The sequence below is a fragment of the Mesorhizobium sp. Root157 genome (genome assembly GCF_001427385.1).
Lineage (GTDB): Bacteria > Pseudomonadota > Alphaproteobacteria > Rhizobiales > Rhizobiaceae > Mesorhizobium.
In genome coordinates this window covers 77,039-103,344 of record NZ_LMGJ01000036.1, presented here as the reverse complement: position 1 = coordinate 103,344, position 26,306 = coordinate 77,039, and the positions used below count along the sequence as shown (strand labels likewise).

The 26,306-nt window shown below is 61.7% G+C and carries 27 protein-coding genes and 1 tRNA gene; 20 read left to right on the top strand and 8 right to left on the bottom strand.

Annotated features, from left to right (window positions below; all coding sequences use genetic code 11):
* Positions 1 to 387: 387 nt before the first annotated feature.
* Together ASD64_RS18090 and ASD64_RS18085 are read left to right on the top strand one after the other, a co-directional pair.
* Positions 388 to 1,791, top strand: a complete 1,404-nt coding sequence (locus ASD64_RS18090) for a lipopolysaccharide biosynthesis protein (RefSeq protein ID WP_056107885.1) — start codon at positions 388 to 390, stop codon at positions 1,789 to 1,791.
* Complete coding sequence (locus ASD64_RS18085) at positions 1,791 to 3,074, top strand: GNAT family N-acetyltransferase (RefSeq protein ID WP_056107882.1); 1,284 nt, start codon at positions 1,791 to 1,793, stop codon at positions 3,072 to 3,074. The genes ASD64_RS18090 and ASD64_RS18085 overlap by 1 nt, the downstream gene beginning before the upstream one ends.
* 110 nt (positions 3,075 to 3,184) lie before the next feature.
* Here ASD64_RS18085 and ASD64_RS18080 read toward each other — a convergent pair.
* A tRNA-Leu gene (locus tag ASD64_RS18080) sits at positions 3,185 to 3,269 on the bottom strand.
* A gap of 177 nt (positions 3,270 to 3,446) precedes the next feature.
* Between ASD64_RS18080 and ASD64_RS18075 the strand changes: the two genes are divergently transcribed.
* On the top strand, positions 3,447 to 4,034 hold the full coding sequence (locus ASD64_RS18075; protein ID WP_056107879.1) for a YqaA family protein: 588 nt from the start codon (positions 3,447 to 3,449) through the stop codon (positions 4,032 to 4,034).
* A gap of 29 nt (positions 4,035 to 4,063) precedes the next feature.
* On the top strand, positions 4,064 to 4,591 hold the full coding sequence (locus ASD64_RS18070; RefSeq protein ID WP_056107876.1) for a disulfide bond formation protein B: 528 nt from the start codon (positions 4,064 to 4,066) through the stop codon (positions 4,589 to 4,591).
* Between the two features lie 13 nt (positions 4,592 to 4,604).
* Here ASD64_RS18070 and ASD64_RS18065 read toward each other — a convergent pair whose 3' ends face one another.
* Both ASD64_RS18065 and ASD64_RS18060 read right to left on the bottom strand, forming a co-directional pair.
* Positions 4,605 to 5,162 carry an HNH endonuclease gene (locus tag ASD64_RS18065; RefSeq protein ID WP_056107873.1) on the bottom strand — a complete coding sequence of 186 codons (558 nt, stop codon included), beginning with the start codon at positions 5,160 to 5,162 and terminating at the stop codon, positions 4,605 to 4,607.
* A gap of 127 nt (positions 5,163 to 5,289) precedes the next feature.
* Positions 5,290 to 5,931 (bottom strand): DNA-3-methyladenine glycosylase family protein, encoded by a 642-nt coding sequence (locus ASD64_RS18060; protein ID WP_056107870.1) that lies wholly within the window; start codon positions 5,929 to 5,931, stop codon positions 5,290 to 5,292.
* Positions 5,932 to 6,006: 75 nt separating this feature from the next.
* Between ASD64_RS18060 and gluQRS the strand changes: the two genes are divergently transcribed.
* Positions 6,007 to 6,909 (top strand): tRNA glutamyl-Q(34) synthetase GluQRS, encoded by a 903-nt coding sequence (gluQRS, locus tag ASD64_RS18055; RefSeq protein ID WP_056107868.1) that lies wholly within the window; start codon positions 6,007 to 6,009, stop codon positions 6,907 to 6,909.
* Here the strand turns inward: gluQRS and ASD64_RS18050 are convergent.
* Positions 6,884 to 7,168, bottom strand: a complete 285-nt coding sequence (locus ASD64_RS18050; RefSeq protein WP_056108124.1) for a hypothetical protein — start codon at positions 7,166 to 7,168, stop codon at positions 6,884 to 6,886. The two genes, gluQRS and ASD64_RS18050, sit on opposite strands and share 26 nt — an antisense overlap.
* Positions 7,169 to 7,437: 269 nt before the next feature.
* Between ASD64_RS18050 and ASD64_RS18045 the strand changes: the two genes are divergently transcribed.
* A complete protein-coding gene (locus ASD64_RS18045; protein WP_056107866.1) occupies positions 7,438 to 8,328 on the top strand; it encodes a DMT family transporter in 891 nt (296 codons plus the stop codon).
* Here the strand turns inward: ASD64_RS18045 and ASD64_RS18040 are convergent.
* Positions 8,295 to 9,149 (bottom strand): YihY/virulence factor BrkB family protein, encoded by an 855-nt coding sequence (locus tag ASD64_RS18040; protein ID WP_056107863.1) that lies wholly within the window; start codon positions 9,147 to 9,149, stop codon positions 8,295 to 8,297. The genes ASD64_RS18045 and ASD64_RS18040 overlap by 34 nt on opposite strands.
* 54 nt (positions 9,150 to 9,203) lie before the next feature.
* On the opposite strand from ASD64_RS18040, the gene ASD64_RS18035 reads away from it, so the two are divergent.
* The 7 genes from ASD64_RS18035 (at position 9,204) to ASD64_RS18005 (ending at position 14,582) form a co-directional block, all read left to right on the top strand.
* Positions 9,204 to 10,064 carry an SDR family oxidoreductase gene (locus ASD64_RS18035; protein ID WP_082550043.1) on the top strand — a complete coding sequence of 287 codons (861 nt, stop codon included), beginning with the start codon at positions 9,204 to 9,206 and terminating at the stop codon, positions 10,062 to 10,064.
* A gap of 21 nt (positions 10,065 to 10,085) precedes the next feature.
* Complete coding sequence (locus tag ASD64_RS18030) at positions 10,086 to 10,277, top strand: twin transmembrane helix small protein (protein WP_056107860.1); 192 nt, start codon at positions 10,086 to 10,088, stop codon at positions 10,275 to 10,277.
* 32 nt (positions 10,278 to 10,309) lie between these two features.
* Positions 10,310 to 10,891: a cob(I)yrinic acid a,c-diamide adenosyltransferase gene (locus ASD64_RS18025; RefSeq protein ID WP_056107857.1), complete on the top strand. Its 582-nt coding sequence runs from the start codon at positions 10,310 to 10,312 to the stop codon at positions 10,889 to 10,891.
* A 27-nt stretch (positions 10,892 to 10,918) separates the two neighbouring features.
* Positions 10,919 to 11,689, top strand: coding sequence for a rhomboid family intramembrane serine protease (locus ASD64_RS18020; RefSeq protein ID WP_056107853.1), 771 nt, complete (start codon positions 10,919 to 10,921; stop codon positions 11,687 to 11,689).
* Between the two features lie 205 nt (positions 11,690 to 11,894).
* Complete coding sequence (locus tag ASD64_RS18015) at positions 11,895 to 12,644, top strand: electron transfer flavoprotein subunit beta/FixA family protein (protein WP_056107850.1); 750 nt, start codon at positions 11,895 to 11,897, stop codon at positions 12,642 to 12,644.
* A 25-nt stretch (positions 12,645 to 12,669) separates the two neighbouring features.
* A complete protein-coding gene (locus ASD64_RS18010; protein WP_056107847.1) occupies positions 12,670 to 13,599 on the top strand; it encodes an electron transfer flavoprotein subunit alpha/FixB family protein in 930 nt (309 codons plus the stop codon).
* Between the two features lie 104 nt (positions 13,600 to 13,703).
* On the top strand, positions 13,704 to 14,582 hold the full coding sequence (locus tag ASD64_RS18005) for a 3-hydroxybutyryl-CoA dehydrogenase (protein ID WP_056107844.1): 879 nt from the start codon (positions 13,704 to 13,706) through the stop codon (positions 14,580 to 14,582).
* 28 nt (positions 14,583 to 14,610) lie between these two features.
* Here the strand turns inward: ASD64_RS18005 and ASD64_RS18000 are convergent, their stop codons facing one another.
* Positions 14,611 to 16,860 (bottom strand): diguanylate cyclase domain-containing protein, encoded by a 2,250-nt coding sequence (locus ASD64_RS18000; protein ID WP_244480843.1) that lies wholly within the window; start codon positions 16,858 to 16,860, stop codon positions 14,611 to 14,613.
* A 362-nt stretch (positions 16,861 to 17,222) separates the two neighbouring features.
* Positions 17,223 to 19,949: a preprotein translocase subunit SecA gene (secA, locus tag ASD64_RS17995; RefSeq protein ID WP_056107838.1), complete on the bottom strand. Its 2,727-nt coding sequence runs from the start codon at positions 19,947 to 19,949 to the stop codon at positions 17,223 to 17,225.
* Positions 19,950 to 20,203: 254 nt separating this feature from the next.
* Here secA and ASD64_RS17990 point away from each other — a divergent pair, with 254 nt between their 5' ends.
* The 6 genes from ASD64_RS17990 to ASD64_RS17965 all read left to right on the top strand — a co-directional run bounded on the left by ASD64_RS17990 (position 20,204) and on the right by ASD64_RS17965 (position 24,462).
* Positions 20,204 to 21,118 carry a peptidylprolyl isomerase gene (locus ASD64_RS17990; protein ID WP_056108118.1) on the top strand — a complete coding sequence of 305 codons (915 nt, stop codon included), beginning with the start codon at positions 20,204 to 20,206 and terminating at the stop codon, positions 21,116 to 21,118.
* Positions 21,119 to 21,289: 171 nt separating this feature from the next.
* Complete coding sequence (argJ, locus tag ASD64_RS17985; RefSeq protein WP_056108114.1) at positions 21,290 to 22,531, top strand: bifunctional glutamate N-acetyltransferase/amino-acid acetyltransferase ArgJ; 1,242 nt, start codon at positions 21,290 to 21,292, stop codon at positions 22,529 to 22,531.
* 6 nt (positions 22,532 to 22,537) lie between these two features.
* Positions 22,538 to 23,305: a GNAT family N-acetyltransferase gene (locus tag ASD64_RS17980; protein ID WP_413813617.1), complete on the top strand. Its 768-nt coding sequence runs from the start codon at positions 22,538 to 22,540 to the stop codon at positions 23,303 to 23,305.
* Complete coding sequence (gene mutT, locus ASD64_RS17975) at positions 23,302 to 23,724, top strand: 8-oxo-dGTP diphosphatase MutT (protein WP_056107837.1); 423 nt, start codon at positions 23,302 to 23,304, stop codon at positions 23,722 to 23,724. Before ASD64_RS17980 ends, mutT begins: the two co-directional genes overlap by 4 nt.
* A gap of 115 nt (positions 23,725 to 23,839) precedes the next feature.
* A complete protein-coding gene (locus ASD64_RS17970; RefSeq protein WP_056107834.1) occupies positions 23,840 to 24,151 on the top strand; it encodes a hypothetical protein in 312 nt (103 codons plus the stop codon).
* 134 nt (positions 24,152 to 24,285) lie between these two features.
* On the top strand, positions 24,286 to 24,462 hold the full coding sequence (locus tag ASD64_RS17965; RefSeq protein WP_056107832.1) for a Flp family type IVb pilin: 177 nt from the start codon (positions 24,286 to 24,288) through the stop codon (positions 24,460 to 24,462).
* 96 nt (positions 24,463 to 24,558) lie between these two features.
* Here ASD64_RS17965 and ASD64_RS17960 read toward each other — a convergent pair whose 3' ends face one another.
* Positions 24,559 to 25,440, bottom strand: a complete 882-nt coding sequence (locus ASD64_RS17960; RefSeq protein ID WP_056107829.1) for a methyltransferase domain-containing protein — start codon at positions 25,438 to 25,440, stop codon at positions 24,559 to 24,561.
* A gap of 67 nt (positions 25,441 to 25,507) precedes the next feature.
* Between ASD64_RS17960 and ASD64_RS17955 the strand changes: the two genes are divergently transcribed.
* Complete coding sequence (locus ASD64_RS17955) at positions 25,508 to 26,281, top strand: ComF family protein (protein WP_056107827.1); 774 nt, start codon at positions 25,508 to 25,510, stop codon at positions 26,279 to 26,281.
* Positions 26,282 to 26,306 lie beyond the last annotated feature (25 nt).

Sequence of the window (26,306 nt, the reverse complement as noted above, 5' to 3'; positions counted from 1 at the left end):
TGGGACCGGTCGACGGGATGACAGCCACCGGACGGGCGGCCGCGAGGTCGCACTAAATTACTAAACGAGCGTCCGAACGGCCGCCCGTCTTCCCGACCTCGCAATCGAGGTCAGTTCTTTGACAATGGCCAGACGGCGGATGCCGGGCGTGGCGATGAATAGATGTGCCATCACACCTTCGTCATCCTAGGGCGGAGCAGGCCGAAGGCCGTCGCGCAGACCCTGGGATCCATGCCGTGACGGAGCGGCAGCGTGGTACGGTGCACAAGGCCCCGTCCTGCTCCTCAGTGATCCGCCCGGGGGCAAAGCGGCGGTCGCCTCCCCACCGTTTCTTAAGGTGTCTTTGCTAAACGAGAGCAACTTTTGCGCAGACGGGAGACGGACAGGGTGCGCTTTTCCGCGGCCACGGCAGCCGATCGGATTTTGCCGCGACGGTTGGCGTCTCGCGCGCGTCCGCTATTCGTGCGCATCGACGAAATCCTTTTTGGCGCCGACGAGCGCAGCGAAGCCGGCCGCATGTCGCTGATCGCCTTTGCCGTGCGCGTCGGCAGCGCTTTCATCGCTTTCGTCAGCCAGGTCCTGATGGCGCGCTGGATGGGCGGCTTCGAATACGGCATTTTCGTCCTGGTGTGGCTGACGGTGCTGATCGTGGGCAGCATTTCCTGCCTCGGCTTCAGCAGTTCGGTCATTCGCTTCATCCCCGAATTTCGCGAACGCGCCATGATGGACGAATTGCGCGGCATCGTTCTGGCCAGCCGCTATTTCGTCGTCGCCGCTTCGACGATTATCGCCAGCGTCGGCGCGCTGGGCGTGTGGCTCTTTTCGGCGTCGATCGAGAGCTACTATCTGGTGCCGTTCCTGCTCGGCATGGTCTGCCTGCCGATGATTGCCCTGACCGACCTGATGCAAGGCTTCTCGCGGGCCCATTCCTGGGCGCTGTCGGCGCTGTTTCCCACCTACATCACCCGCCCGGTCCTGATCCTCGTTTTCATGGTCCTGGCGCTTCTCTTCGGCTTCAAACCCGACGCGATCACCGCAACCCTGTCGGCGATCGCGGCGACTTATGTGACGGCGCTGGCGCAGCTGGTCGGCCTCTCACGGCAACTCGGAGCGCGGATTCCCGCCGGGCCGGCGAAGGTCCATTTCCGCAGCTGGATCGTGGTGTCGCTGCCGATTTTCCTGGTCGAAAGCTTCTACTATCTGGTGACGAACGCCGATGTGCTGATGGTCGGGTTCTATCGGCCTCCCGAGGAGGTCGCGGTCTATTTCGCGACGGTGAAGGTGCTGGCGCTGGTGCACTTCGTCTATTTCGCCGTCAGGGCAGGGGTCGCCCAACGCTACGCGCAGTTCACCCATGGCAGCGACCCGGCGCGGCTGGCACTCTTTGCCAAGGAGACCGTGTCGTGGACGTTCTGGCCGTCGCTGGCCATGGCGGCGGTGGTGCTGATCCTCGGCGAGCCGATGCTGGCGCTGTTCGGCAAGGAGTTCGTCGCGGGTTATCCGCTGTTGTTTCTGCTTGTCCTCGGCGTCGTGGCGCGCGCCTCTGTCGGTCCCTGCGAGAGCCTGCTCACCATGAGCGGCAACCAGAACGTCTGCGCCGCGGTTTTCGCCCTGACATTGGTGATCAATGTCGGCCTCAACGTCATTCTCCTGCCGCCGTTCGGCTTGTGGGGCGCGGCCACCGCGACGGCCCTGGCGATGATGTTCGAAGCGGCGGCGCTGTCCTTCACGGTCTGGCGAAAACTTGGTATCGCCATGGCGATATTCATTCCGGTGCGGAGTGCCGCCTGATGGCCGCCATTCCACTGATTGAGGAGACCAGCGGCGGGCCGGCCGGCGCCATGGTCTCCGGCCTGGCCGGGCTGGCGCGCGATCCCGCCGAACTGGCCGAGATCGAGCTTCTCGCCAGCGGCAGGCCAGAACGGCGGCTTGCCATCTACCCGGCATCCGCCGGCTTCGATCTGGTTGAGGAACTCGACCATTTGTGCGTTCGCACCGTCGAGTCCAACATTTTCTTCAACCCGCGTTTTCTGGCGCCCGCCATGCCCCGCCTCGAAGACCGTGAGGTGCGGCTGGCCGTCATTCGCGATGGCGACGACTACCGCTCCCGGTTGCGCCTGCTGGTGCCGTTTTCCGTGGAGCGCCCGACCGTGCCGCTGGGCCATCCGATCATGCGCATATGGTCGAACCCGTTCGGGCCGAGCGGCACGCCGCTTGTCGACCGCGACGATCCGCTGGGTGTGCTGGAAGACTTCCTCGAAATGATGTCGCGTCCGCGACTCAAGTTGCCGAAAGTGCTGGCCTTGCCGGATTTGCGTCTCGACGGACCGATGGCCAGCCTGCTTACCTCAGTAGCGGAGGCCAGACATCTCACCTTGGTCACGACCGGCGAGGTGGAACGACCGATCCTCGACAGCGACCTGGACGGCGACGCCTATCTCAAGGATTCCTTGCGCCCGCATCACTACCGGGAGTTTCGCCGGCTGTGGCGTCGCCTCGCCGATACTGGCAGGCTGGAACACACGGTAGCGCGCAGCCCGGATGAAATCCGCCACGCCACGGAAAGCTTTCTGGCGCTCGAAGCAGACGGCTGGAAGGGCCGGGAGCGTACGGCGATGGCGATCGACCGCTACCTCGCAGCCTTTGCCCGCGAGGCCGTGCACGGGCTGGCCGAGCAGGACATGTGCCGCATCCACACGCTGACCCTCGACGGGCGCACCATCGCCAGCCTGATCGTCTTCGTCGAGCAAGGCGTCGCCTATACGTGGAAGACAGCCTACGACGAGAACCTAGCGGCCTTTTCGCCGGGTACTCTTTTGATGATCGAGGTAACCAGGCAGCACCTCGAAGATCCCAACATCACCCTCACCGATTCCTGCGCGGTGCCGGATCATCCGGTGATGAGCCGGCTGTGGACGGAGCGCAGGCGGGTCGGAACTTTCGTCATCGGGCTGACGCCGGACGCGGACCGGGCGGTGCGCCAGGCCGCATCGCAACTGCATCTCTACCGCGAAACCCGCAACATGGCGCGGGTGTTGCGCAACCGCGTGCGCGGTCTGCTCAAGCGGCGGTAGATGCCGGTGACAAACAGCATTGATTTGGGGGTGGGAAAAGCATGACATCGGTGAAAGCCACAACAGTTTTGTCGCCGAGCCCGCTTCAACCGGCAACAAAGATGGTTGAGTGGTGCCCCTAGCCGGGATCGAACCAGCACTCCTTGCGGAACTCGATTTTGAGTCGAGCGCGTCTACCAATTCCGCCATAGGGGCTCGGACCGGACGGTCACGATGGGCGCGGACTATACGGCCCGCGGGGGGTTCGTCAACAGGCCAGTTCGCTATTCGCAAAGATGGGTCAAAACACCATCTGTCGGTTTCGTGACCATGCGGCCATTGTGCCGCCACGAATTTCTTCCTATTCCAAGCGGCGCGCAATTCGAGGGACCTATGCTTCGCGGACTTTACGATTGGACCTTGTCGCTCGCGGCAAGGAAATCCGCCGAATGGTGGCTGGCCCTCATCGCTTTCGTGGAAAGCTCGGTGTTCCTCGTCCCCGCCGACGTACTCTACCTGCCAATGGCATTGTCGAAGCCCGAACGCGCCTATCGCTATGCGTTGATCGCCACAGTCGCTTCCGTGCTGGGCGGCATCGCCGGCTGGTTCATCGGCCACTATGCCTATGACGCGCTGGCCAGGCCGGTGCTCGAATTCTACGGCAAGTACGACCAGTTCGAGGCAATGCGGACATCGTCCGGCATCGGCTTCATCATCCTGATGCTGGTCACTTCCGGCCTTGCCCATCTGCCGCCGATCAAGGTTGTGACGATCCTGTCGGGCGTCATCGGCGTCAATCTGATGCTGTTCATCGTTCTGGCGATCGTGGCGCGCGGCGCGCGCTTCCTGTTCCTTGCCTGGCTGTTGCGCAAGTATGGCGAACCGATCCGCGAATTTATCGAAAAGCGGCTTGGCACCATCGCTGCCGCTGCCGCCGCCGCCCTGATTTTGCTTTATGCGCTGGTCAAATATGCCCACTGACGGCTCTTGAACGATAAAGGCCAAACACGATGTCCGACACCGTATTTTCCGAAGGCAGGCGCCGACCGATGCTGACCGCGCTGTTCCTCGCTGTCGCGATGGCGGTGACCGTTGGTTCGGCGCTCGGCTTCCAGTACATAGGCGGCTACATTCCCTGCAAGCTCTGCTACGAGCAGCGCATCCCCTATTATGTCGGGATCCCGTTGATGCTGCTCGCCGTGGCGGCTTCGCTGGTCAAGCTGCCGGCCTGGGCGACACGCGGACTGCTGGTCGTCGGCGGTTTGCTGATGGCCTACGGCCTCTATCTCGGCATCTATCATTCCGGGGTCGAATGGGCGTGGTGGCCGGGTCCGACCGACTGCACCAATGTGGCGGGTCCGATCGACACCGGCAGCAATGGCGTGCTCGATGCGCTGGATCAGTATGTGCCGCCGTCCTGCGACAAGGCGGCGCTGCGCATTCTCGGCTTGTCGCTGGCTGGCTGGAACGCCATCGCCAGCCTGATCCTGGCCGTCGTGGCATTTCGCGGCGCGTTGTCGCGTGGGCTGACCCGATAGCGTAAAGCGAGGGTTAGGGCTCCAGTTCGACGTCCCAGTAAAGGTAATCCATCCAGCTTTCATGCAGGTGGTTGGGTGGGAACGAACGGCCGTTGTTGTGAAGGTCTTGAACGGTAGGTTGGTACGGCTTCTGCAGTGGCCACATCTTGGCTTTTGCAGGCAGGAGGCCGCCCTTGCGCAAATTGCAGGGCGAACAAGCGGCAACCACGTTATCCCACGTCGTTGCACCGCCGCAACGACGTGGGATAACGTGGTCGAAGGTTAAGTCCTCCGGCGTGCCGCAATACTGGCAGCGGAAGTGGTCGCGCAGGAAGACATTGAAACGGGTGAAGGCCGGATAGCGCGAAGGCTTCACATAGGTCTTGAGACTGACCACGCTGGGCAGTTTCATAGAGAAGGTCGGAGAAGAGACGGCGTGCTCGTATTCGGCGACGATGTTCACACGTTCCAGGAACACTGCCTTGATGGCATCCTGCCAGGACCAGAGCGACAAAGGATAGTAGCTGAGCGGGCGGTAGTCCGCGTTCAGCACCAGTGCTGGCAGCCCATCCGGAGATACGGCAACCGTCACGCTTCTGACCTCCTTCGCCTAATCATCAACGGCACGGATACTGTAAGCCCGACATGACAGGGATGTGAAGCGGATTGTCCGCTGTGCCGCCCCTCAAATTTACATGATTTCCGCGTTTTTTTGTAGTTCAGACGGGTGGCGCAGCGTCCCGGCCCCTGGTTTCGCGATAGTAGGCCCAGAAGAGACGTGATGCGACGCCTCGCCAAGGGCTCCATGATTCGGCCAGTTTGATCAGTGCTTTTTCGCCTGGACGCGGATTGATTTCGAGGGCGTGGCCGACGGCGCTTTGCAAGGCGACGTCGCGGGCCGGGAAGATGTCGGGATGGCCGGCGGAAAACAGCAGGTAGCATTCGGCTGTCCATGGCCCGATGCCGGGAACAGCGGTCAAAAGGTCAAGCGCCTCCGTGGCATCGAGCGAGCAAAGGCGATGGAGGTCGAGCCCGTCTTCCACCGCTTGCGCGACAGCAACCAGGCCGCGCTGTTTGGGCCGCGAAAGGCCTGCCTCGCGAAAGACCTGTTCGCCGGCGGCAAGAACGGCTTGCGGTGTCAACGGGTCGAGAAGACCGATCAATCTGCCGAAAATGGCATCGGCGCTGGCGCGCGAAACCTGCTGAGAAACGACGATAGAGGCGAGACTGCTGAAACCCGGCTCAGACAGGCGCAGCGGCACTTCGCCGGCCATGGCGCGCACTTTCCCCAGCCTCGGATCAATGCTGCATAAGGCGTCCAGCCCCATGGTGATGTGGTCGAGGGTTACTATGCGCTGCATGGCTTTCTTGTATCGCTGGCGTCCTCAAGGTAGCAATCAGCTAAAGCGCAGCACAACCCGAAAACCGCCCGCACAATGACACTGCCGACATTTCGTTTCGCGCCAAGCCCGAACGGCGAGTTGCACCTTGGGCACGCCTATTCGGCCATGCTCAACCATGCCATGGCGAAAGCAAATGGCGGACGCATGCTGCTGCGTATCGAAGACATAGACACGACCCGCTGTACGTCGGCACTCGAGGCTGGCATCTACGAGGATCTGCGTTGGCTGGGGATGAGTTGGGAAGAGCCGGTGCGACGGCAGTCCGACCATTTCGCCGACTATGAGCAAGCCCTGTCGCGGTTGATCGATGAAGAGCTTGTCTATCCGGCCTTCATGAGCCGCGGCGAAATCCGCGCCTTCATCGCCGACAGCGAGGGTAGCGGTCGTGATTGGCCACGCGATCCCGACGGCGTGCCGCTCTATCCGGCTCTCGATAGGACGCTGGGTTTGAAGGAACGCGGCAGGCGCGTCGCCGATGGCGCGCCTTTTGCCTGGCGTCTCGACGTACGGGCCGCGATGGCGCGTATCGACCCGTCCCTGACATGGTGCGAGTATTCAGACGAGAACCTGGTGCAGATGAGCCTGGTCGACGCTCAACCGCAGGCCTGGGGCGATGTCATCGTGGCGCGGCGCGAAATTCCGACCAGTTACCATTTGTCGGTGGTGGTGGACGATGCGCTGCAAGGGGTCAGCCATGTCGTGCGCGGCATGGACCTTTACTTCGCCACCGGCATCCAGCGCCTGCTGCAGGACCTGCTTGGGCTACCGCAGCTGCGCTATTTCCATCACCGTCTGGTGCCGGGTCCGGACGGGCGCAAACTGTCGAAAAGCCAAAAGGACACCGGCCTCACTGCGCTTCGCAAGGCCGGGGTGACGCCGCTTGATGTGAGGCGCCTTGTCGGGCTTGAAGTTACCGGCGCGCCAGTCCCGCCTTGATCAGGGCGAGCAGGCTGAACAGGGCAAAACCGCCACCAAGACCGTAGGCTGCCGCCAGTTTGAGGTCGGTGAAAATAAAGCCCTGACGATTGGCCAAGTATACGGCGGTGAGGAAACCGGCCGTGACGAGCAAGGCATTGCCGGTCGGCCCGAAGCCGTTCTCTTTCACAACTGCATCGAGCACCGTGCCCGACAGAAATGCGATCGCGGCAACGACGGTGAGGCCGATCGCGAGCCCGCTGATGTCCATGTCCCACATGGCCGTTCCCTTCAAGAGGTCAGAACGCGATCGGTTTGACGAGGGATTCCGGTTCGCTGATCGCGCTCCAGAGTCTTGAATTTGCACATGATCCGGGTTTGGTTTGTTTGAATTGGGCGGAGCATGCGCTGCTGGCGCCGGTCTGAGGCCGCCGGCCATTCAATTGGGCTTAGCTTATAATTCAGTCGTTTCCTTTTGCTTGCAGCAGGCCGTGGCATTAGAGCGAGCGCGTTAGCACAAATTTCACCAAGGCACGGCGACCCATCGGCATGCAGGACATCAAGAGATTTATCCCGGCGACCTTCGTCGTGTTGTGGGCCACCGGGTTCATCGGCGCACGTTATGCCATGCCGTGGGCTGAGCCGTTCACGTTTCTTGGCGCACGGTTCGTGATCGCCGCGGGTCTGTTCATCGGCCTGATAGTCTTGCTCGGCTCGAAAAAGGCGTCGCGCAAGGAGGCGTTTTTCGCTTCCGTCTCCGGGATGCTGATGCACGGGATCTATCTCGGTGGTGTGTTCTGGGCGATCCACCGGGGAATGCCGGCCGGTCTTTCGGCTTTGATCGTCGGGCTGCAACCCTTGATCACCGCAGTCATGGCCGGCAAGATCCTGGGTGAAAAGATATTGCCGCGCCATTGGCTGGGACTGGCAATCGGCTTTGTCGGCGTGGTCGTCGTGCTGTGGCCGAAGCTTGGTGCGATCGGCAGCGGCATCACCTTCGAAACGCTTCTGGCCTCGCTGGTCTCTGTCGTCGGCATGAGCGCGGGGACGGTCTGGCAGAAGCGCTTCGGCTCCGGCGGCGATCTCCTCACGGGAACGTTCTGGCAGTATGTCGGCGGTGCGGTCGTCGTCGTGCCGGCTGCCTTTCTTCTCGAAACGCGTCAGGTGGTCATCAATGGCGAACTCATCTTCGCGCTTGCCTGGCTGGTTCTGGTCCTTTCGGTAGGGGCGATCTTCCTGTTGATGGTGATGATCCGCGACGGTGAGATGTCCAAGGTCGGGTCGCTGTTTTACCTCGTGCCGGCCGTTACGGCGGTGATGGCATGGGTGCTGTTTGGCGAGGAACTCAGTCTCGTGCAGATCGTGGGCATGGCGATCACCACGTTCGGGGTGGGGCTTGCGACGGCTCAGGTGCCGACGCGGGCGCGCGCATCGAGATAGCGGCTGATTGCAGCGTTCAGTTCGCCGCCGAGGATGAAGATCGCCGAAACGATGTAAAGGAAGACGACCGCGATCATGATCGATGCCAGGCCGGCATATGTCGTGACGTAGGACGAGAAATGATCGAGGTAGGTGGCGAACACCGTGGAGCCTATCAGCCAGGCGACCAGCGTGAAGATGATGCCGGGGACGATCGAGACGAAGCTGCGCTTGCCAGCAGGCAGCCAGAAATGGACGGCGATCAAACCGCCGACGATGACCGTCGAGGCAATGATATAGCGCCACACGGTGATGGTGCCCGTGTAGGGCCTGATCCATTCCAGATAGGCTTCGGCCACTCGAGCCAGAAGTGGCGCGAAAACCAACAATACGCTGATTGCTAGGAAACCGGCGGTGGCGATGAGGACAAAGCCGATGCTTTGCACGCGGCGGTAGATGATGCCGCGATTTTCGCTCACCCGATAGGCGCGATTCAGTGAGGTGCGCAGCGCTTCGATGCCGTTCGAGGCGAAGAATGCGGCCAACAGGACGCCATAGGTCAAAAGGTCTGTCCGCTGGACGGTCAGCACGTTCAGCACCTCTCGTGCGATCGGCTTGGCGATCTGTTCGGGCCAGGTGTCGAAGACAATGTGGACGGCGGTGTCGGCAAAAGCCTGTGCGCCGAGGAAGCTGGCAAGCGTGGTGGCAAAGATCAAAAACGGAAACAACGCCATCAAGGCGGTGATGGCAAGATGGCTGGCCATGGACCAGCCATCGTCCACATTGAAGTGCCCGAGCGCATCATAGAGCACCCGCTTGAGGGCAACGATCTTCCGTAACAATGACCCGTCCTGTAATTGTATCCCAGCCGTGAATATGGGAAGGGATTGCGGCAAATGACAAGCCTTGCCGGAGCAACGATCCTGACCGCCAATGAGTTGCGCACCATCATTGTCACCGGCGCCTCATCCGGCATCGGTGCACATTGCGTCCGCGCATTGAAGGCCGATGGATGGAGGGTCTTTGCCACCGCGCGAAAAAAGGCCGACCTGGCGGCACTGGAAGCCGATGGCATCGAGAGCTTCTATCTCGACTATCGCGAACCACAGTCGATCGAAGCATTGGTTGCCGCGGTGCTGGCGCGGACCGGCGGTCGCCTCGATGCCCTCTACAACAACGGAGCCTTTGCCCAGGCGGGCGCGGTCGAAGACCTGACGGTGGACGCGCTGCGCGAACAGTTCGAGGCCAATTTCTTCGGCTGGCACGATCTCACGCGCCGCGTGATTCCGGTGATGCGCGCACAAGGTCATGGCCGACTCGTACACTGTTCATCGATACTTGGGCTGATGCCGGCGCGGCTGCGCGGCGCATACTGTGCTTCGAAATATGCCGTCGAAGGCCTCATGCTTTCGCTGCGGCAGGAACTGGACGAAAGCGGCATCCATGTTTCGCTGATCGAGCCTGGCCCGGTTGCCTCCAACATCCACAAGAACGGCATGACCTGGTTCCTCAAGAATGTGGACTATGGAAATTCGGTGCATCGGGCCGGTTATCGCGCCCAGCTTGAAGGGCTGAGGGCGGCTCCGGCCAAACGACGCGCGGACCCCGCTGTCGTCTATCGGGCTCTGCACCATGCGCTTGTGTCGCGGCGTCCTCGCCCTCACTATGTGGTAACGGTTCCGGCTCGAATCGGCATCCTGTTGAAGCGGCTCCTGCCGGCGCAACTGCTCTACCGTCTGTTAGCCAAGACCGCCTGAACAACCGGACTGGATTTTCTCATGGCAACCGTCTTCAACATCGTCGCCGTCGTCTTCATGTTTGCCGTCGTGGTGGTGTTGGTGCGAGGACTGATCAACATGATGCGGGGCGGCTCCGGCAATACGTCGAACAAACTGATGCAGGCGCGCGTGCTACTGCAGTTCGTCGCGCTGGTCCTGATCCTGCTCGCCGTCTATTTCACCCGCAAATAGGCAGCGATATTTCAGGACGAGGGGAGCGGCCTATGGTCAAGCTGAACAAGATCTACACACGTACCGGCGACAAGGGCACCACCGGGCTTGGCAGCGGCGAACGGCGGCTGAAGTGTGATCCCCGTGTTGAAGCTTATGGCACGGTCGATGAGGCCAATGCCTGCATCGGCCTTGCCCGTGTCCACACCACCACGCTTCATCCCGAGATCGATTCAATGCTCGGTCGTATCCAGAACGACCTGTTCGATCTTGGCGCGGACCTGGCGACGCCGGACACCGGCAAACCGCTCGACTATGAACCGCTGCGCATCATTGCGGCCCAGGTCGCACGCGTCGAACAGGACATCGATCTGCTCAACAAGGACCTGTCGCCGTTGCGGTCGTTCGTCCTCAATGGCGGCACGCCGGCTGCGGCTGCCCTTCACCTCGCCCGTACCGTGGCCCGCCGCGCCGAAAGGGCGATGGTGGCGCTGGCGCAGGACGCGGACGAGCATGTTAATCCGGAAGGCATCAAGTACATCAACCGGGTTTCCGACCTGCTGTTCGTGGCTGCACGCACGGTCAATGACAACGGAAATGCCGATGTGCTATGGGTTCCGGGCAAGAACCGCTGAATTCTCCAGCCGATAGCGGAGGGGCAAATGTTCATTCCGCTTCATGATGCCAACAGCCTGCACTACATCAAGTTGCAATATGTCACGATCGGGCTGATCGCGGCCAATGTCATAGGCTATTTCCTGACCGCGCTGGGTGGCGAGAATTTTTCCAACGCCGCTGTGCTGGGGCTCGGTTTTATTCCTTCGGTGGTGCACAACACGGCGGAATTGTCGCCGCAGTTCGTCGTCATCCCCGAGAATTTCAGCTATCTGACGTATGCCTTCCTGCACGCCGACATCTTCCACCTGGGCGGCAACATGCTGTTCCTGTGGGTGTTCGGCGACAATGTCGAGGACGCGCTTGGCCATGTCCGCTACCTGATCTTCTACCTGCTGTGCGCGGTTGGAGGGGCCTTCTTCCACGGCCTGGTTGCGCCGGATTCGCAAGCACCGCTGATCGGCGCTTCCGGCGCGATTGCGGGTGTGGTCGCAGCCTATCTCATCCTGCACCCACGGGTGAAAGTCTGGATCCTGGCTTTCGGGCGCATCCCGCTGCGCATTCCCGCCTACATTGTGCTGGCGCTGTGGATCGGGCTGCAGTTTTTCATGTTCGCGGCTGGTGGCGAGGACCAGATATCCTGGGCCTGCCATGTCGGCGGCATCATTTCAGGTGCGCTGCTCGTCGTGGTGTTGAATCGCCGCAACGTGCCGCTACTGGACAGGGAAGTGGTCACGCCGCGTTCGGTCAAGGTGGAGCAGAAAAGCGCCGTCGAACCGATCGAGGCGCAGCCCGCGCCTCGTTGGGGACGGCATTAGGGTCTGTAATTCAACCGATTTGCGCGCCGAGCTGATATTGACGTACCAGAAACCCGCAACTAGGTTCCGGCGCGCCTGCGGAAGCCTTCCCGCCACAATCAGGCGGTTGAAGACCTTAATTCTGTGCGGAATGTCGGCATTCGACAACTCAGAAGGGGCAAGCGCTGCTATAGCGCACCCGAAACATCGCAAGAGGTGAAAAGAGATGAAGGTTCTCGTCCCTGTTAAACGGGTTGTAGATGCGAATGTGAAGGTTCGCGTGAAGGCGGACGGTTCGGGTGTCGAGCTTGCCAATGTGAAGATGGCGATGAATCCGTTCGACGAGATCGCCGTCGAGGAAGCGATCCGGCTGAAGGAGGCCGGCAAGGTCGAGGAGATCGTGGTGGTTTCCATCGGGCCGCAGCAGGCGCAGGAGACATTGCGCACCGCGCTCGCCATGGGTGCCGACCGCGCCATCCTGGTCAAGACCGACGAGGCGGTCGAGCCGCTCGGCGTCGCCAAGGTGCTGAAAGGCGTCGTGGATGCCGAACAGCCCGGCCTTGTCATCCTTGGCAAGCAGGCGATCGATGACGACAGCAACCAGACCGGCCAGATGCTTGCGGCCTTGCTCGGCTGGGCGCAGGGCACGTTCGCCTCGAAGGTGGAACTTGCCGGCGACCATGCCAAGGTGACGCGCGAAGTCGATGGCGGCCTGCAGACGGTGGACCTGAAGATGCCGGCGATCGTGACGGTCGACCTTCGCTTGAACCAGCCGCGCTATGCCTCGCTGCCCAACATCATGAAGGCGAAGAAGAAACCGCTCGACGAGAAGACGCCGGCCGATTTCGGCGCCGACGTTACGCCGCGCCTGAAAGTCGTGAAGACCGAGGAACCGGGTGGTCGCAAGGCCGGGGTGAAGGTCAAGACCGTGGCCGAACTGGTCGACAAGCTGCGCAACGAAGCCGGCGTCCTCTAGGGTTCGGGCAGGAAAGGAAAAGAAAATGGCAATTCTCCTCATCGCCGAGCATGACAATGCTTCGCTCTCCGACCAGACCGCCAAGGCGCTGTCGGCGGCGCTCAAGATCGGCTCCGACATCGACGTGCTTGTGGCCGGCAAGGGCGCCAAGGCAGCCGCCGACGCCGCTGCCAAGCTGAAGGGCGTGCGCAAGGTTCTGCTGGCCGAAGCCGATGAACTGGCGGAACGCCTGGCCGAGCCGCTTGCGGCACTGGTCGTTTCGCTGGCCGGCTCCTACGACACCATCGTTGCGGCGGCGACTTCGACCGGCAAGAACGTATCGCCGCGCGTGGCGGCGCTGCTCGACGTTGCGCAGGTGTCGGAGATCATCGAGGTGGTCTCGCCCGATACCTTCAAGCGGCCGATCTATGCCGGCAACGCTATCCAGACGGTGCAATCCAGCGACGCAAAGAAGGTCATCACCGTGCGCACCGCTTCCTTCCAGGCGGGGGGCGAGGGTGGTTCGGCGGCGGTCGAGACGATCAAGGCTGCGGCCAATCCGGGCTTGTCCTCATTTGTCGAAAACAAGCTTTCGGAAAACGACCGTCCTGAACTCACCTCGGCCAAGATCATCATCTCCGGCGGCCGGGCGCTCGGCTCCTCGGAAAAGTTCCAGGAAGTCATCCTGCCGGTTGCCGATAAGCTGGGTGCCGCCGTCGGCGCCAGCCGTGCGGCCGTCGACGCCGGCTATGCGCCCAACGACTGGCAGGTCGGCCAGACCGGCAAGGTGGTCGCGCCCGACCTCTACATCGCCTGCGGCATCTCCGGCGCCATCCAGCATCTGGCCGGCATGAAGGACAGCAAGGTCATCGTCGCCATCAACAAGGACGAGGAAGCGCCGATCTTCCAGGTTGCCGACTACGGCATCGTCGGAGACCTCTTCACAATCCTGCCGGAACTCGAAAAGGCACTTTGACGCTGGGCGGCGAAGCCTATTAAATAGTCGGAGGGCGGGGTAGACTAAGTCGCCTCGCCCTTTTAGTTTGCGCTGCACAAAAAGCAGGCGGACGGGATCATCAAATGAGCAAGATCGGTACCATCGGCATCGTCGGAGCAGGCCAGATGGGCGGCGGTATCGCCCATGTTTCTGCACTGGCCGGCTACAAGGTGCTCGTCTACGACATCTCGTCAGAGCGCATCGAGAAGGGTCTTGCCACGATCAGCGGCAACCTGGCGCGCCAGGTGGCTTCCGGCAAGCTCGAAGATCAGGAGCGCAAGGCGGCGGTGGATCGCATCGCGGCAGCGCCGGCAATGTCCGACCTCGCCGCGGCCGACCTCGTCATCGAAGCGGCGACCGAAGACGAAGCCATCAAGCGCAAGATTTATGCGCAACTTTGCCCGCAACTCAATCCAGCCGCCATACTGGCTACCAATACGTCGTCGATCTCCATCACCCGTCTGGCGGCCCAGACCGACCGGCCGGAGCGTTTCATCGGCATTCATTTCATGAACCCGGTGCCGCTGATGAAACTGGTCGAACTGGTGCGTGGCATTGCGACCGACGATCAGACCTTCGACGTGGCCAAGACCTACGTCAAGCAACTCGAAAAGACGATCACTGTCTCTGAAGATTTTCCGGCCTTCATCGTCAACCGCATTCTTTTGCCGATGATCAATGAGGCGATCTACACGCTTTACGAAGGGGTCGGCACGGTCGAGGCGATCGACACGGCGATGAAGCTCGGGGCCAATCATCCGATGGGGCCGTTGCAGCTTGCCGATTTCATCGGGCTCGACACCTGCCTGTCGATCATGCAGGTGCTGCACGATGGCTTGTCCGACTCGAAATACCGCCCGTGCCCGCTCTTGGTGAAATATGTCGAGGCCGGCTGGCTTGGCCGCAAGACGGGTCGCGGCTTCTACGATTATCGCGGCGAAACCCCGGTTCCGACGCGCTGATCGGCGGCGGGCCGACAGGTTTTCGAGATCAGAATGCCTTGGCGGCTTTGAACGCCCTCTTTTCGAGGGGTTCGGCTGCTGATTTGGCCGATGATGTCACGAACACGCAGCCGCGGCCGGCCGCCTTTGCCGCGTAGCAGGCCATATCGGCCCGCGCGATGATCTCGTCCACCTCGCAGTAGCCGGCGTCGATCGGCGTAACGCCGATACTGGCGCCGATCGAGTGTGAGCGCTCGTTCCAATCGAATTCCAGTGCCGCGATGGCAGCAACGATCGTTCTGGCGGCCTCTTGTGCTGCCTCGGCGGACCCCGTTTGCAGGACCACCGCGAATTCGTCCCCACCCAACCGGGCGACGAGATCGGCTGGCCCGAGGCCGCTGCGAATGATGGCCGCTACACGCTTCAACAATGCGTCCCCGGCGGCGTGACCGCTGGTGTCGTTGACCTGTTTGAAATGGTCGAGGTCAATGAACATGAAGTGATGCCCGGCGTCGTCAGGCTGCGCTTTCGCCACCAGTTCCGTCACTTTCTGGATGAAAAAAGAGCGGTTGGCCAAGCCGGTCAAGGCATCGTGGGTCGCGGCATAGGCAAGCTGCCGCTGCAAGGCGCGGGCATCGGTGAAGTCCTGGAAGACGACCACCGAGCCGCAGAATTCACCCCTTTCATTGGTGATCGGCGAAACCACCTGGCGCACGCTGCAGCGCGTGCGGTCGTGCCGCACTAGGACTGCCCGGTTGTCCTGGTCCGACTTTCGATCGGACGCGATCGACCGGGCGAGGTCGAGTATCTGGCTGGTTTCCTCGTCCTCCGTGCAGTAAACTGCTTCCAGCACCTTGCCCAGCGCTGTAGCGCTTTCAACGCCGGTGAGCTTTTCCGCCAGAGGGTTCATGAAGGTAATTGCGCCCATGGCGTCGGTGCAGATGACCGCGTCGCCGATCGATCGCAAAGTTACCCTCAGCCGCTCCTTTTCATCGGCCAGCAAGGCTGCCGATTGGGCTAGTCGAAGTTCCACCTCCTTGCGCGCGGTTATATCGGTGATGCTGCCGATAACCCGCAGGGCGCGGCCTTGCGGGTCGCGTATGACCGCCTTGCCGCGATCGAGCACCCAAATCCACCTGCCGCTCTTGTGGCGCATGCGGAATTCGGCCTCGTAGTAGGGAACCGTACCGTCCATGTGCGCCTGATCGGCGGCCTTGATCCGCTCGATGTCGTCCGGGTGCGCAAGCTTGAGCCACAGGTCCGGGTCGTTCTCCTGCCCAACTCGCTGGTAGCCGAGCAGTTCGAGCCATGTATCGGAATAGGCCGTCGTACCTTTTTGCAGATTGGCGTCCCAGACGCCCTGCTTGGCACTTGCGAGGGCGAAATTCCAGCGTGTCTCGGTTTCGGCAATACGCTCCTTGTCATCGATGACCTGGCGCACGAACAGGCCGACGAGGAACGGCGTCGACACAGTGATGGCCACGGCTACCTGGAAGCCGTTGCTGAAGGCTTGGATGCCTTCGCCGAGATCCGGCACGAAACCCAAAATTGCGGTGACGACAGCGGCCGCTCCGGTTACCGAGCAGACCAGAGCCAGTTCGAAGACGCTGAGCCGCGGCGTCAGCACCATGAGCGGCAACATTGCGATTGCGAACAGGAAGTGGCCGGAGGTGAGGGAAAGGCACGTAACCGCGATGCAGCCGGCACAAATGGCCAGCAATCTTGCCAACGCGCCAACGTCCAGCAATGCAGCCAGTTTGGCGCGGGAGACGAAGGCCATCGCAGGCAGAAAAATGGCAAAGCCCAATGCGTTGGCCGAAAACCAGGCCCAGCCGGTCGTTACGACGGCCCACCCATTCAGGGCCAGGGTAGCGGCGGCGAAGGCAAACCCCGCAAACAGAGATGCGATACCTCCCGCAGCGCCAAGTACGAGACCGAAATCGCGGGCGCCGAGCTTTTCTGGGCTTATCGTTCCGATGAGCCTGCGGGTGAGATACAGGGCGATGGCGATATGGCACAGATTGGCGGCGGCGAAGAGCGCGGCCATTTCCGGGCTTGAGCCGAATGCCATGTTGACTGCCAGCGACGTGGCGATCAGAATCACGGCACTTTCGATGGAGATGGTGCATTTCTGCCGGGCCAGCATGGCGAAGGCAAATGCGTTCGGCAGCCAAAGGCCGGCAATGCCGTCGCCCAGGCGCGATAAAAGGATCGATGCAGCGCCCGTCGCGAAGAAACCGCCGGCAAGCGTCGCCGCCCGTTTCCAGTTGCCTGGCTTGAAGCGCTCCAACCCCGTCAAACGCACAAAAACCCCGAACTTTTAAGCGACCGATATGGTGTTCGACATTGGAGGAACTGCCTTTAAGAAAGGTTGTTCCTGAGGTTTTGGCCGCCTGCGCCGCCCCGGCATTCGGCGGTATGATTAAGGAATGGTGTGCGAGCGACAGGCGCTTGCGCAGAGACCGTCAGCGCACGCGTTTTAGAGACGTTTCGGCGCTGGAAAGAAAAGCGGGCGGCATCGTGGGGATGCCACCCGCTTCCATGCTATTCTTAGGTTTTGCTATCGCGCCGTGCGTCCTTTCGGACGCATAAAGGACGCCTAGCCGTTTGATCGAGCATCGGAATAATCCGAAACCGAATGCACTTTTCGGTCCGATGCCCTTAGGCGAATGCGCCGTGGCAATGCTTGAATTTCTTGCCTGATCCGCACGGGCAAAGTTCGTTGCGGCCGACCTTGCCCCAGGAAGCGGGGTTTTGCGGGTCGCGATCCTCGGGGGCCACGATCACATTTTGCTCAGCCCTGGCCAACAAGGCCGTTTCGCCGTAGTCGTTCTCGCCCGTGGAGGCGTCGATGTGCTGGCCATAGGCTTCCGGAGCCTGGGGAGGCGGGGCTTCCGCCGCCTGCCGGACCAGTTCGACGCGCATGAGCTGCGCCGTGACCGCCTGGCGCAGATTGCCGAGCATGGCCTGGAACAGTTCGAAGGCTTCCTGCTTGTATTCCTGCAGCGGGTCGCGCTGAGCATAGCCGCGGAAGCCGACGACCGAGCGAAGGTGGTCGAGATTGACGATGTGCTCGCGCCACAGAAGGTCGAGTGCCTGCAGGACGATCGAACGCTCGACATAGGTCATCACGTCAGGGCCGAAACGCTCGGCACGGTCCTTGGCAGCGGCGTTGACGGCCTCGGTGATGCGTTCTCGGATATCGTCTTCGGCGATGCCTTCTTCCTTGGCCCAGTCGTCAATGGGAAGGTCGAGGTTCAGGTATTCGGCAACCTCGGCCTTGAGGCCGTCGATGTTCCACTGTTCGGGGTAGGCGTTCTCGGGGATGCCCTTGGCGACGATCTCCTCGATGACACCCTCACGCATCTCAGTGACAATGTCGGAAAGGCCTTCGCCATCCATCAGGTCGATCCGCTGCTCGAAGACGACCTTGCGCTGGTCGTTGGAAACGTCGTCGTATTTCAGCAGGTTCTTGCGGATGTCGAAGTTGCGGGCCTCGACCTTGGTCTGGGCTTTTTCGAGAGCCTTGTTGATCCACGGGTGGATGATGGCTTCGTCTTCCTTCAGGCCGAGTTTCTGCAGCATGCTGTCCATGCGCTCGGAACCGAAGATGCGCATCAGGTCGTCCTGCAGCGACAGGAAGAACTTCGAGCGGCCAGGATCGCCCTGGCGGCCGGAGCGGCCGCGCAACTGGTTGTCGATACGGCGCGATTCATGGCGTTCGGTGGCCAGCACGTAGAGTCCGCCGGCAGCAAGCGCCTTTTCCTTCAGCCGTGCCACGTCCTCGTGGATTTCCTTCTCGCGGGCGGTACGCTCCGGGCCTTCCGGCATATCCGCCAGTTCCTCTGCGATGCGCATATCGGCATTGCCGCCAAGCTGGATGTCGGTGCCGCGGCCGGCCATGTTGGTGGCGATGGTGATGGAACCGGGTTTGCCGGCCTGGGCGACGATCGATGCCTCGCGTTCGTGATGGCGGGCATTGAGGACTTCGAAATCCTTGAATCCCTCCTTGCGAAGGCGATCGGCCAGTTGCTCGGACTTCTCGATCGAGGTGGTGCCGACGAGTGTCGGCTGACCGTTGGCATGCGCCTCCTTGATCTCGCGCACGATAGCCTTGATCTTTTCCTCGACGGTTCGATAGACTTCGTCGTCCTCGTCGATACGTTTGACAGGGAGGTTGGTCGGTATCTCGGTCACTTCGAGGCCGTAGATATTGCCGAATTCCTCGGCCTCGGTCAGCGCCGTACCGGTCATGCCGGCGAGCTTCTTGTACATGCGGAAGTAGTTCTGGAAGGTCACCGAGGCCAGGGTCTGGTTTTCCGGCTGGATCGACACGTGTTCCTTGGCTTCGAGGGCCTGATGCAGGCCTTCGGAATAGCGGCGGCCCGGCATCATGCGGCCGGTGAACTCATCGATGATGACGATCTCGTTGTCGCGCACGATGTAGTCCTTGTCGCGCTGGAACAGCCGATGGGCCTTCAACGCATTGTTGACGTGGTGGACGATGGCCACGTTCTCGATGTCGTAGAGCGCCGTGCCTTTCAACAGGCCGGCCTCGCGCAGCAGGTTCTCGAGCTTTTCCGTACCTTCTTCGGTGAATGTCGAGGTCTTCTGCTTCTCGTCGATCTCGTAGTCGGCCGGATCGAGCCTCAGCATGAATTTGTCGATGGTGTTGTACATTTCCGAACGGTCTTCGAGCGGTCCGGAGATGATGAGCGGGGTGCGCGCCTCATCGATCAGGATCGAGTCCACCTCGTCGACGATCGCGTAGTGATGGCCACGCTGGACCATCTGGGCGCGCTCATACTTCATGTTGTCGCGCAGATAGTCGAAGCCAAGCTCGTTATTGGTGGCGTAGGTGACATCGCAGGCGTAGGCGGCGCGCCGTTCCTCATCCGTCAGGCCATGGACGATGACGCCAACCGTCAGCCCCAGGAACTTGTAGATGCGGCCCATCCAGCCCGAGTCGCGCGTGGCGAGATAATCGTTGACGGTAACGACGTGGACGCCGTTGCCAGCGAGCGCGTTGAGGTAGACGGGAAGCGTGCCCACCAGCGTCTTGCCTTCGCCCGTGCGCATTTCGGCGATGCCGCCGCGATGGAGGACCATGCCGCCGATCATCTGCACGTCGAAGGGGCGCATGCCCAGAACCCGGCGGGCGGCTTCGCGAACCGTGGCGAATGCGGGGATGAGCAAATCGTCAAGCGATGCGCCGTCGGCAAGTTCCTGACGGAATTGTTGTGTACGAGCCTTCAGATCATCGTCTGAAAGCGCTCGTATTTCGCTTTCCAGGGCGTTGATGGCTTCGACGCGCGCCTTGGTCGCCTTGATGCGCCGATCGTTGGAGGAGCCGAAAACTTTGCGGGCGAGACCGCCAAAACTGACCATATAATGGCCCTTTCGATTGCAATCCTGAACACTTGTGACTGAAGCCGGATGGCCCCGTCTTATCCGCCCTCGAGCGAAAGAAACACCAAAAAGCGCCCGGAAAACGGTTCTGGACGCAAAGTCGTTGGACAGATAAGAGGGGGCACCACTGATGTCAACGCTGCGATCTTTTGCTGGAACACGCCAAATTCCGCCACATTCTGGCTGATTGGAAAGTCAGCGCTCTCCTCACAATCTCCATCGGAGTCTTTTTCATGTCATTTTCGTCCCGCCGCGTTTCGCTCGCCGGTATCGGCATAGCAGTCGGGTTGTCGGCCTTGGCGCTGGCACCGCTTGCGGCGCAGGAAGCGGCTCCGGCGGCACCCGCTGCCGAAGCCGTCAAGCCGGTTGACCCGAATGCGGTCGTTGCAACGATCAACGGCAAGGCAATCACCGAAGCGGATCTTGAGCTTGCCGAGGCCGAGCTTGCACAGCAATTCGCGCAGCTTCCCCCCGAGCAACGGCGCGCCGCCGCCCTTTCTGCGGCAATCGAGATCAAGGTTCTGGCAGACAAGGCGGTTGCCGATGGCTTGGACAAGGATACCGACTTTCAGCGCCGCGTGGCATTTCTTCAACAGCGTGCGCTGCACGGCTGGATGGTCGAGAAGGAAGTCGTCGGCAAGATCACCGATGACGAGATTCGCGCCCGTTACGACAAGGAGATCGCCGCAGCGCCTCCCGTCAACGAGGTCCATGCCCGTCACATTCTCGTGAAGACCAAGGAAGAAGCCGACGGCATCATCAAGCAACTGGATGGCGGCGCCGATTTCCAGAAACTTGCCAACGAGCACACCAGTGACCCCAGCGGCAAGACCAACGGCGGCGATCTCGGTTATTTCGGTCCTGGCCAAATGGTGCCGGAGTTCGAGAAGGCGGCGAGCGCGCTCGAAGTCGGCGCCTACAGCAAGGAACCGGTTCAGAGCCAGTTCGGCTGGCATATCATCAAGCTCGAGGACAAGCGCGCCAAGCAGCCGCCGACCTTCGATCAGGTCAAGGAGCAGGTAAAGTCGCTGCTCATCCGCGACAAATATTTCGCCTTGGTCAAGGAAGCGCGCGCCGCCGCCAAGGTGGACATCCCCGACGCTGAGTTGAAGAAGGCGATCGACGCCGCCGACGGCGGCGCCCAGTAGACCTGCCCACCGAATTGAGAAGGCCGATCACCCAGATCGGCCTTTTCTGGCTGGTCGTCTGCGGCTTTGCCGAGGCCGGCCCAGTTTCTCAACACGGGTGCAAAACGCCTTGCGTGGCGCGGCGGTATCGGGCAAACCGGCGATATTTCGCGTTATCCGCCCGAGGCTTCCATGTCCGCAACCGTTTCGCCGCTCGCTCCCAAGAAATATCCGAAGATGCCGGCCGTTGACGGCGTGCGCATTGCGACCGCGGCGGCGGGGATCAAGTACAAGGGCCGCACCGACCTTCTGGCCATGGTGTTCGATGCCGGCACGACGGTTGCGGGGGTGTTTACGCGCTCGAAATGCCCGTCGGCGCCAGTCGATTTCTGCCGCGAGCACCTTGCCGCCGGCAAGGCGCGTGTGCTGGTGGTGAATTCCGGCAACGCCAACGCGTTCACCGGCAAGCGTGGCCGTGAAACCACCTCCATGACGGGCGAGGCGGCCGCCAGGGCTGCGGGCTGCACCGCGGCCGAGGTGTTCCTGGCCTCCACCGGCGTGATCGGCGAGCCTCTCGACGCCGGCAAATTCAGCCATCTCCTGGCCGGCCTCGTCCGCGATGGCAAGCCGGACCAGTGGACGGACGCGGCCAAGGCGATCATGACCACGGACACCTACCCCAAGGTGGCGACGGCAACCGTCAAGCTTGGCGATGTCGACGTCACCATCAACGGCATCGCCAAGGGTGCCGGCATGATCGCGCCGGATATGGCGACCATGCTCTCCTTTGTCGCCACCGACGCGCCGATCGCGGCACCCGTTCTGCAGGGTCTGTTGTCGCGTGGCGTAGGCAAGACTTTCAATGCGGTTACCGTCGATTCCGACACCTCGACCAGTGACACGCTGCTGCTGTTCGCGACCGGTGCTGCGGCGAAGCGCGGTGCCGCCATGATCGACGATCCGAAGGATCCGCGCCTCGCTAGCCTGCGCCGCGCGCTTGGCAAGATCCTGAAGACGCTGGCGCTGCAAGTGGTGCGCGATGGCGAGGGCGCGCGCAAGCAGGTCGAAGTCACCGTAACCGGTGCCAAGTCGGCGCGTTCGGCCAAGCGTATTGCGCTCGCCATTGCCAATTCGCCGTTGGTCAAAACGGCGGTTGCCGGGGAAGACGCCAATTGGGGCCGTGTCGTCATGGCTGTCGGCAAGGCCGGCGAACCAGCCGACCGGGACCGCCTGTCGATCTGGTTCGGCAACAACCGGCTTGCCCATGAGGGCGAGCGCGATCCTTCCTATTCGGAGGAGGCGACGTCTGCCTACATGAAAGGCGACGAAATCCGCATCCGAGCCGATATCGGCATCGGCCGCGGCAAGGCGACCGTGTGGACGTGCGATCTCACCAAGGAATATGTCGCCATCAATGGCGACTATCGGAGCTGATTGCCCTTGATCCATCCCTCCGAGCAATTGGCTGCGGTGCGCCGCTACGAGGCGGCGGGGTTCCGGTCGTGGCCGGCGGCTGCCGTTCATTACGACGGGACATGGGTGATCAGGTTGACGGCGGGTCATCCGGCCAAACGCCTGAATTCGATAAACCCGCTCGATCCGGGTGATATTGCCGACATTTCCGAACGCATCGCTCGTGCCAGCCGGCGGTTCGAGGCCTACGGGCGTCCATTGACCTTTCGCGTCTCGCCGCTGTCCGGACCGGAGCTTTCGGCGCATTTCGATGCGCAGGGCTGGTCGCGCTTCGATGAATCGCTGGTCATGCGCCTGCCGCTCGCTGAAGCGCCTGTCGAGCTGGCGCTCGATCAGATACCGTTGAAGGATATCGGCCGCTTTGTAACGGCTTCATTGAGGGTGCATGATAGCGATCCGGCATTGCGCGCGGGGCTGTCCGAGCTCATCGGCGCCATCCAGCCGGAGGCGGGTTTGTTTGCGCTGGAGCGCGGCGACGATCCGCTGGCCACGCTGATCTGTGTCCACGAAGCCGATCTTGCCGGCTTGTTCGAGATCGCCACGCGAGAGGCGGTACGCAAACAGGGCCATGGGCGCCAGCTTATCCTGTCGGCCCTGAAATGGGCGCGGCTGCGTGGCGCTCGCGAGGCATGGCTGCAGGTCGAAGCAAACAACGCCCCGGCGCTGGCGCTCTATCGTGCGCTCGGCTTCAGCGAAGTCTATCACTACCACTACAGGCGGCCACCCGGATCATGACAGCCTTGGAATCAGCGGGGAAACGCCTGCTTCTGGTTACCGCCTGTGCGTTGATCGATACCGACGGGCGCGTGCTGATTGCACAGCGTCCCGAAGGCAAGCAACTTGCCGGCCTGTGGGAGTTTCCCGGCGGCAAGGTGGAAAAGGGCGAGACGCCCGAGGAATGCCTGGTGCGCGAACTGCGAGAGGAACTTGGCATCGAGACCAAGATTGCGTGCCTGGCCCCGCTGACCTTCGCCAGCCACAGCTACGATGATTTTCACCTCCTGATGCCGCTCTACGTATGCCGGCGTTTCACCGGAATTCCGCAGCCGAAGGAGGCGCAGACGTTGAAGTGGGTCAAGCCGCGCCAACTGCGCGACTACCCGATGCCGCCGGCGGATGCGCCGCTCATTCCCTTCCTGATCGAACTCCTGTGAGTTGTGCCGCTTCGGGATGCCGCCTTTTGCGAGCGTTAATGGAAGATTTATCTTGCCGTGAAAAATTGAGCGAAGCCAGAACAGGCCGCGCAGCAGCATTTGCGGGGAATCCAGCATGAGCCTCGACACTGATTGGAACCCAGACCACCCCAGCCGTGGCGCTCGCACCGTCAAAGCCGGCATGGGCATGTTGCGTGTTACCCTGCTTTTCGGATCGGCCGCCATCGCGCTTGCCCTTTTCGCGACGCCATATCTGGCTGATCACGGCCGACAGCGTTCTGTCGGCACAGGATTTGGCGGACTGGACCTGATGAGCACGGGATCGGTGGGGACAAACACCTATACTGTAAGGCGTAGCGTGCTGCAGCAGTCGCCGAGCGCGGTCTGCATCATCCGCGACAACGGCGTGCGCAACGGCGACTGCTGAAGCCTTGTGGCTCCTGCGAGACGTCGGTAGGTTTCTGATCGTTTTTACGCCGTTGCTTCACCGGGCGTTAATTGCGTTGCGTTAACCTTTCTTAACGGCCGGATGGTAGCGTTGGTCAACGAGGATCGACAGCCATGGCACGACTTCTCCAGGAGTTCTTGAGCGACGATCGAGGCGCGACGGCAATCGAATACGGGTTGATTGTCGCGGTTCTTTCGTTGGTCATCATCGCCGGCGTGGGAGTTGCAGCCGATTCCCTGGTCGAATTGTGGAACGGCAACAACAGCGAGCTCGCCAAAGTTTTCCGCTAGATCGCCGTGCATCCTGACGGATGCATAGTGGCGATCTATCGCCTTGTTCAGCATCGGATATTCCGAAAACCGGATTCCACTTTGCAGTCCGATGCTCTAGGATTTGCCGGGGTTTTCCAGCGCCTTCGCCAACGACATCTTCGCCGAGCCTGGCTTGAGCGGCTTTTGCTGCGACGGGTCCGGCGCCCAGCCCGATAGCCAAACTATGGCGAAACTGGCCCTGATGCGCCCATCCGGATCGGAAAAGCGCTCGGCATAGATTTCAGCCGTGCGTGTGAACAGGCGACGCGTGCCCGGTCGCCTCGACCGGTCGGCGAGCACGCTGGTTTCGCCCATCGCGCGCAGGTCGGCCATCAGTGCAAACAGATTGTCATAGCGCACCGTCACGGTTTCGATATCGGCTACGGGCAAGGCCAGGCCTGCCCTCTGCAGCAAGGCGCCTGCATCTCGCACGTCGACGAAGGGGCTGACGCGCGGACTGATGCCGCCATGGAGTTCGGTTTCGGCAGCGAGCAGGCTCTCGCGCAATTCGTTGAGTGTGCCGGCACCGGCCATGGCGCCCAGAAAAAGCCCGTCCGGCCTCAGCGCGCGCCGGACCTGAACGATGAAGCCAGGAATGTCGTTCATCGCCTGCATCGAGAGGAGAGACACGGCGAGGTCGAGGCTCTCCGGCTCGAACGGCACAGTTTCGGGCGTTGCGACCAGTTCTGTTCCCTCCTCACCGCCGAGCAGGAAAGCCGTGTCGGCCTCGACCCGCACGGACTCGGCCACCTTGTGGCTTTCGGCAAGGACACGCGCACCGTCACAGGTCTGGCAAAACAGGGCCGCGCCCTTGTTGAAGCTCCGCTCCACGGCGGCAAGGCGGTCGGCAAGGTCTTCGGCAGCACGTTTCATGAGGAAATCAGCGCCCGAAACAGGGGCCGCAAGCGCTCGCTGTTTGCGCGCAAGCCATAACGGAGTGTCGAAGATCGTCTGCACGAAATGTCTCGATTCAACCGGCGTCTGCTGTAGGGTGAGCCGTTACCCAAGTCACGTGGCCGATTAGATGGCTGAGATCAAGAGTTTTGCTCATACGGTTCTGAAGTGGCCGGTGCGAATCCTGTTTCCTCCGATTTGCGCCGGGTGCCGCAGACATGTGCTGGAGCCTGGTGTGCTTTGCGGCGCCTGCTGGTCGAGGCTCAAGCTTCTTGAGCGGCCCTGGTGCCCGGTGATGGGCACGCCGTTCGTGCATGAAATGGGCGACGGGTTTCTTTCGGCAGAGGCGATCGCCGATCCGCCTCCATTCGAGCGGGCGCGTGCCGCTGTCGCCTATGGCGGCGTCGCCCGCGATATGGTGCAGGGCCTGAAATATCACGACCGCACCGATCTAGCGCCCTGGATGGCCAGGTGGATGGTGCGGGCAGGCAGCGAGCTTATTGCAGACGCCGACGTGATCGTGCCGGTGCCGCTGCATTGGCGGCGCTTCTTCAGGCGCACGTTCAACCAGTCGGCCGAACTCGGCCGTGCCATATCAAGGCAGAGCAGCGTGCCGCTTGCGCCTTCCGCCTTGAAACGCGTGAAGTTGACACGCCAACAAGTCGGCCTGCAACGCAAGGAGCGGGAAGACAACGTGCATCGCGCCTTTCGCGTCCCACCGGAGGCAGAAATCGCGGTCGCCGGCCGGCGGGTGCTGTTGATCGACGATGTCTATACCACAGGGGCTACCGTTGCCGCCGCCACCAGGGCGCTGAGAAAGGGCGGCGCCGCCGCCGTCGACGTCCTCACTTTTGCGCGGGTCCTGCCTGAGGACTTCCGAGCCGACGAAACAACGCCTATATAAGCGTCGTAACAAAAGACAGGATTGT

Coding starts and splice junctions, on each gene's coding strand:
- ASD64_RS18085 (WP_056107882.1), top strand. CDS start 1,791: ATGGCCGCCATTCCACTGATTGAGGAGACCAGCGGCGGGCCGGCCGGC.
- ASD64_RS18075 (WP_056107879.1), top strand. CDS start 3,447: ATGCTTCGCGGACTTTACGATTGGACCTTGTCGCTCGCGGCAAGGAAA.
- ASD64_RS18070 (WP_056107876.1), top strand. CDS start 4,064: ATGTCCGACACCGTATTTTCCGAAGGCAGGCGCCGACCGATGCTGACC.
- ASD64_RS18060 (WP_056107870.1), bottom strand. CDS start 5,931: ATGCAGCGCATAGTAACCCTCGACCACATCACCATGGGGCTGGACGCC.
- gluQRS (WP_056107868.1), top strand. CDS start 6,007: ATGACACTGCCGACATTTCGTTTCGCGCCAAGCCCGAACGGCGAGTTG.
- ASD64_RS18050 (WP_056108124.1), bottom strand. CDS start 7,168: ATGTGGGACATGGACATCAGCGGGCTCGCGATCGGCCTCACCGTCGTT.
- ASD64_RS18045 (WP_056107866.1), top strand. CDS start 7,438: ATGCAGGACATCAAGAGATTTATCCCGGCGACCTTCGTCGTGTTGTGG.
- ASD64_RS18035 (WP_082550043.1), top strand. CDS start 9,204: ATGACAAGCCTTGCCGGAGCAACGATCCTGACCGCCAATGAGTTGCGC.
- ASD64_RS18030 (WP_056107860.1), top strand. CDS start 10,086: ATGGCAACCGTCTTCAACATCGTCGCCGTCGTCTTCATGTTTGCCGTC.
- ASD64_RS18025 (WP_056107857.1), top strand. CDS start 10,310: ATGGTCAAGCTGAACAAGATCTACACACGTACCGGCGACAAGGGCACC.
- ASD64_RS18020 (WP_056107853.1), top strand. CDS start 10,919: ATGTTCATTCCGCTTCATGATGCCAACAGCCTGCACTACATCAAGTTG.
- ASD64_RS18015 (WP_056107850.1), top strand. CDS start 11,895: ATGAAGGTTCTCGTCCCTGTTAAACGGGTTGTAGATGCGAATGTGAAG.
- ASD64_RS18010 (WP_056107847.1), top strand. CDS start 12,670: ATGGCAATTCTCCTCATCGCCGAGCATGACAATGCTTCGCTCTCCGAC.
- ASD64_RS18005 (WP_056107844.1), top strand. CDS start 13,704: ATGAGCAAGATCGGTACCATCGGCATCGTCGGAGCAGGCCAGATGGGC.
- secA (WP_056107838.1), bottom strand. CDS start 19,949: ATGGTCAGTTTTGGCGGTCTCGCCCGCAAAGTTTTCGGCTCCTCCAAC.
- ASD64_RS17990 (WP_056108118.1), top strand. CDS start 20,204: ATGTCATTTTCGTCCCGCCGCGTTTCGCTCGCCGGTATCGGCATAGCA.
- argJ (WP_056108114.1), top strand. CDS start 21,290: ATGTCCGCAACCGTTTCGCCGCTCGCTCCCAAGAAATATCCGAAGATG.
- mutT (WP_056107837.1), top strand. CDS start 23,302: ATGACAGCCTTGGAATCAGCGGGGAAACGCCTGCTTCTGGTTACCGCC.
- ASD64_RS17970 (WP_056107834.1), top strand. CDS start 23,840: ATGAGCCTCGACACTGATTGGAACCCAGACCACCCCAGCCGTGGCGCT.
- ASD64_RS17965 (WP_056107832.1), top strand. CDS start 24,286: ATGGCACGACTTCTCCAGGAGTTCTTGAGCGACGATCGAGGCGCGACG.
- ASD64_RS17955 (WP_056107827.1), top strand. CDS start 25,508: ATGGCTGAGATCAAGAGTTTTGCTCATACGGTTCTGAAGTGGCCGGTG.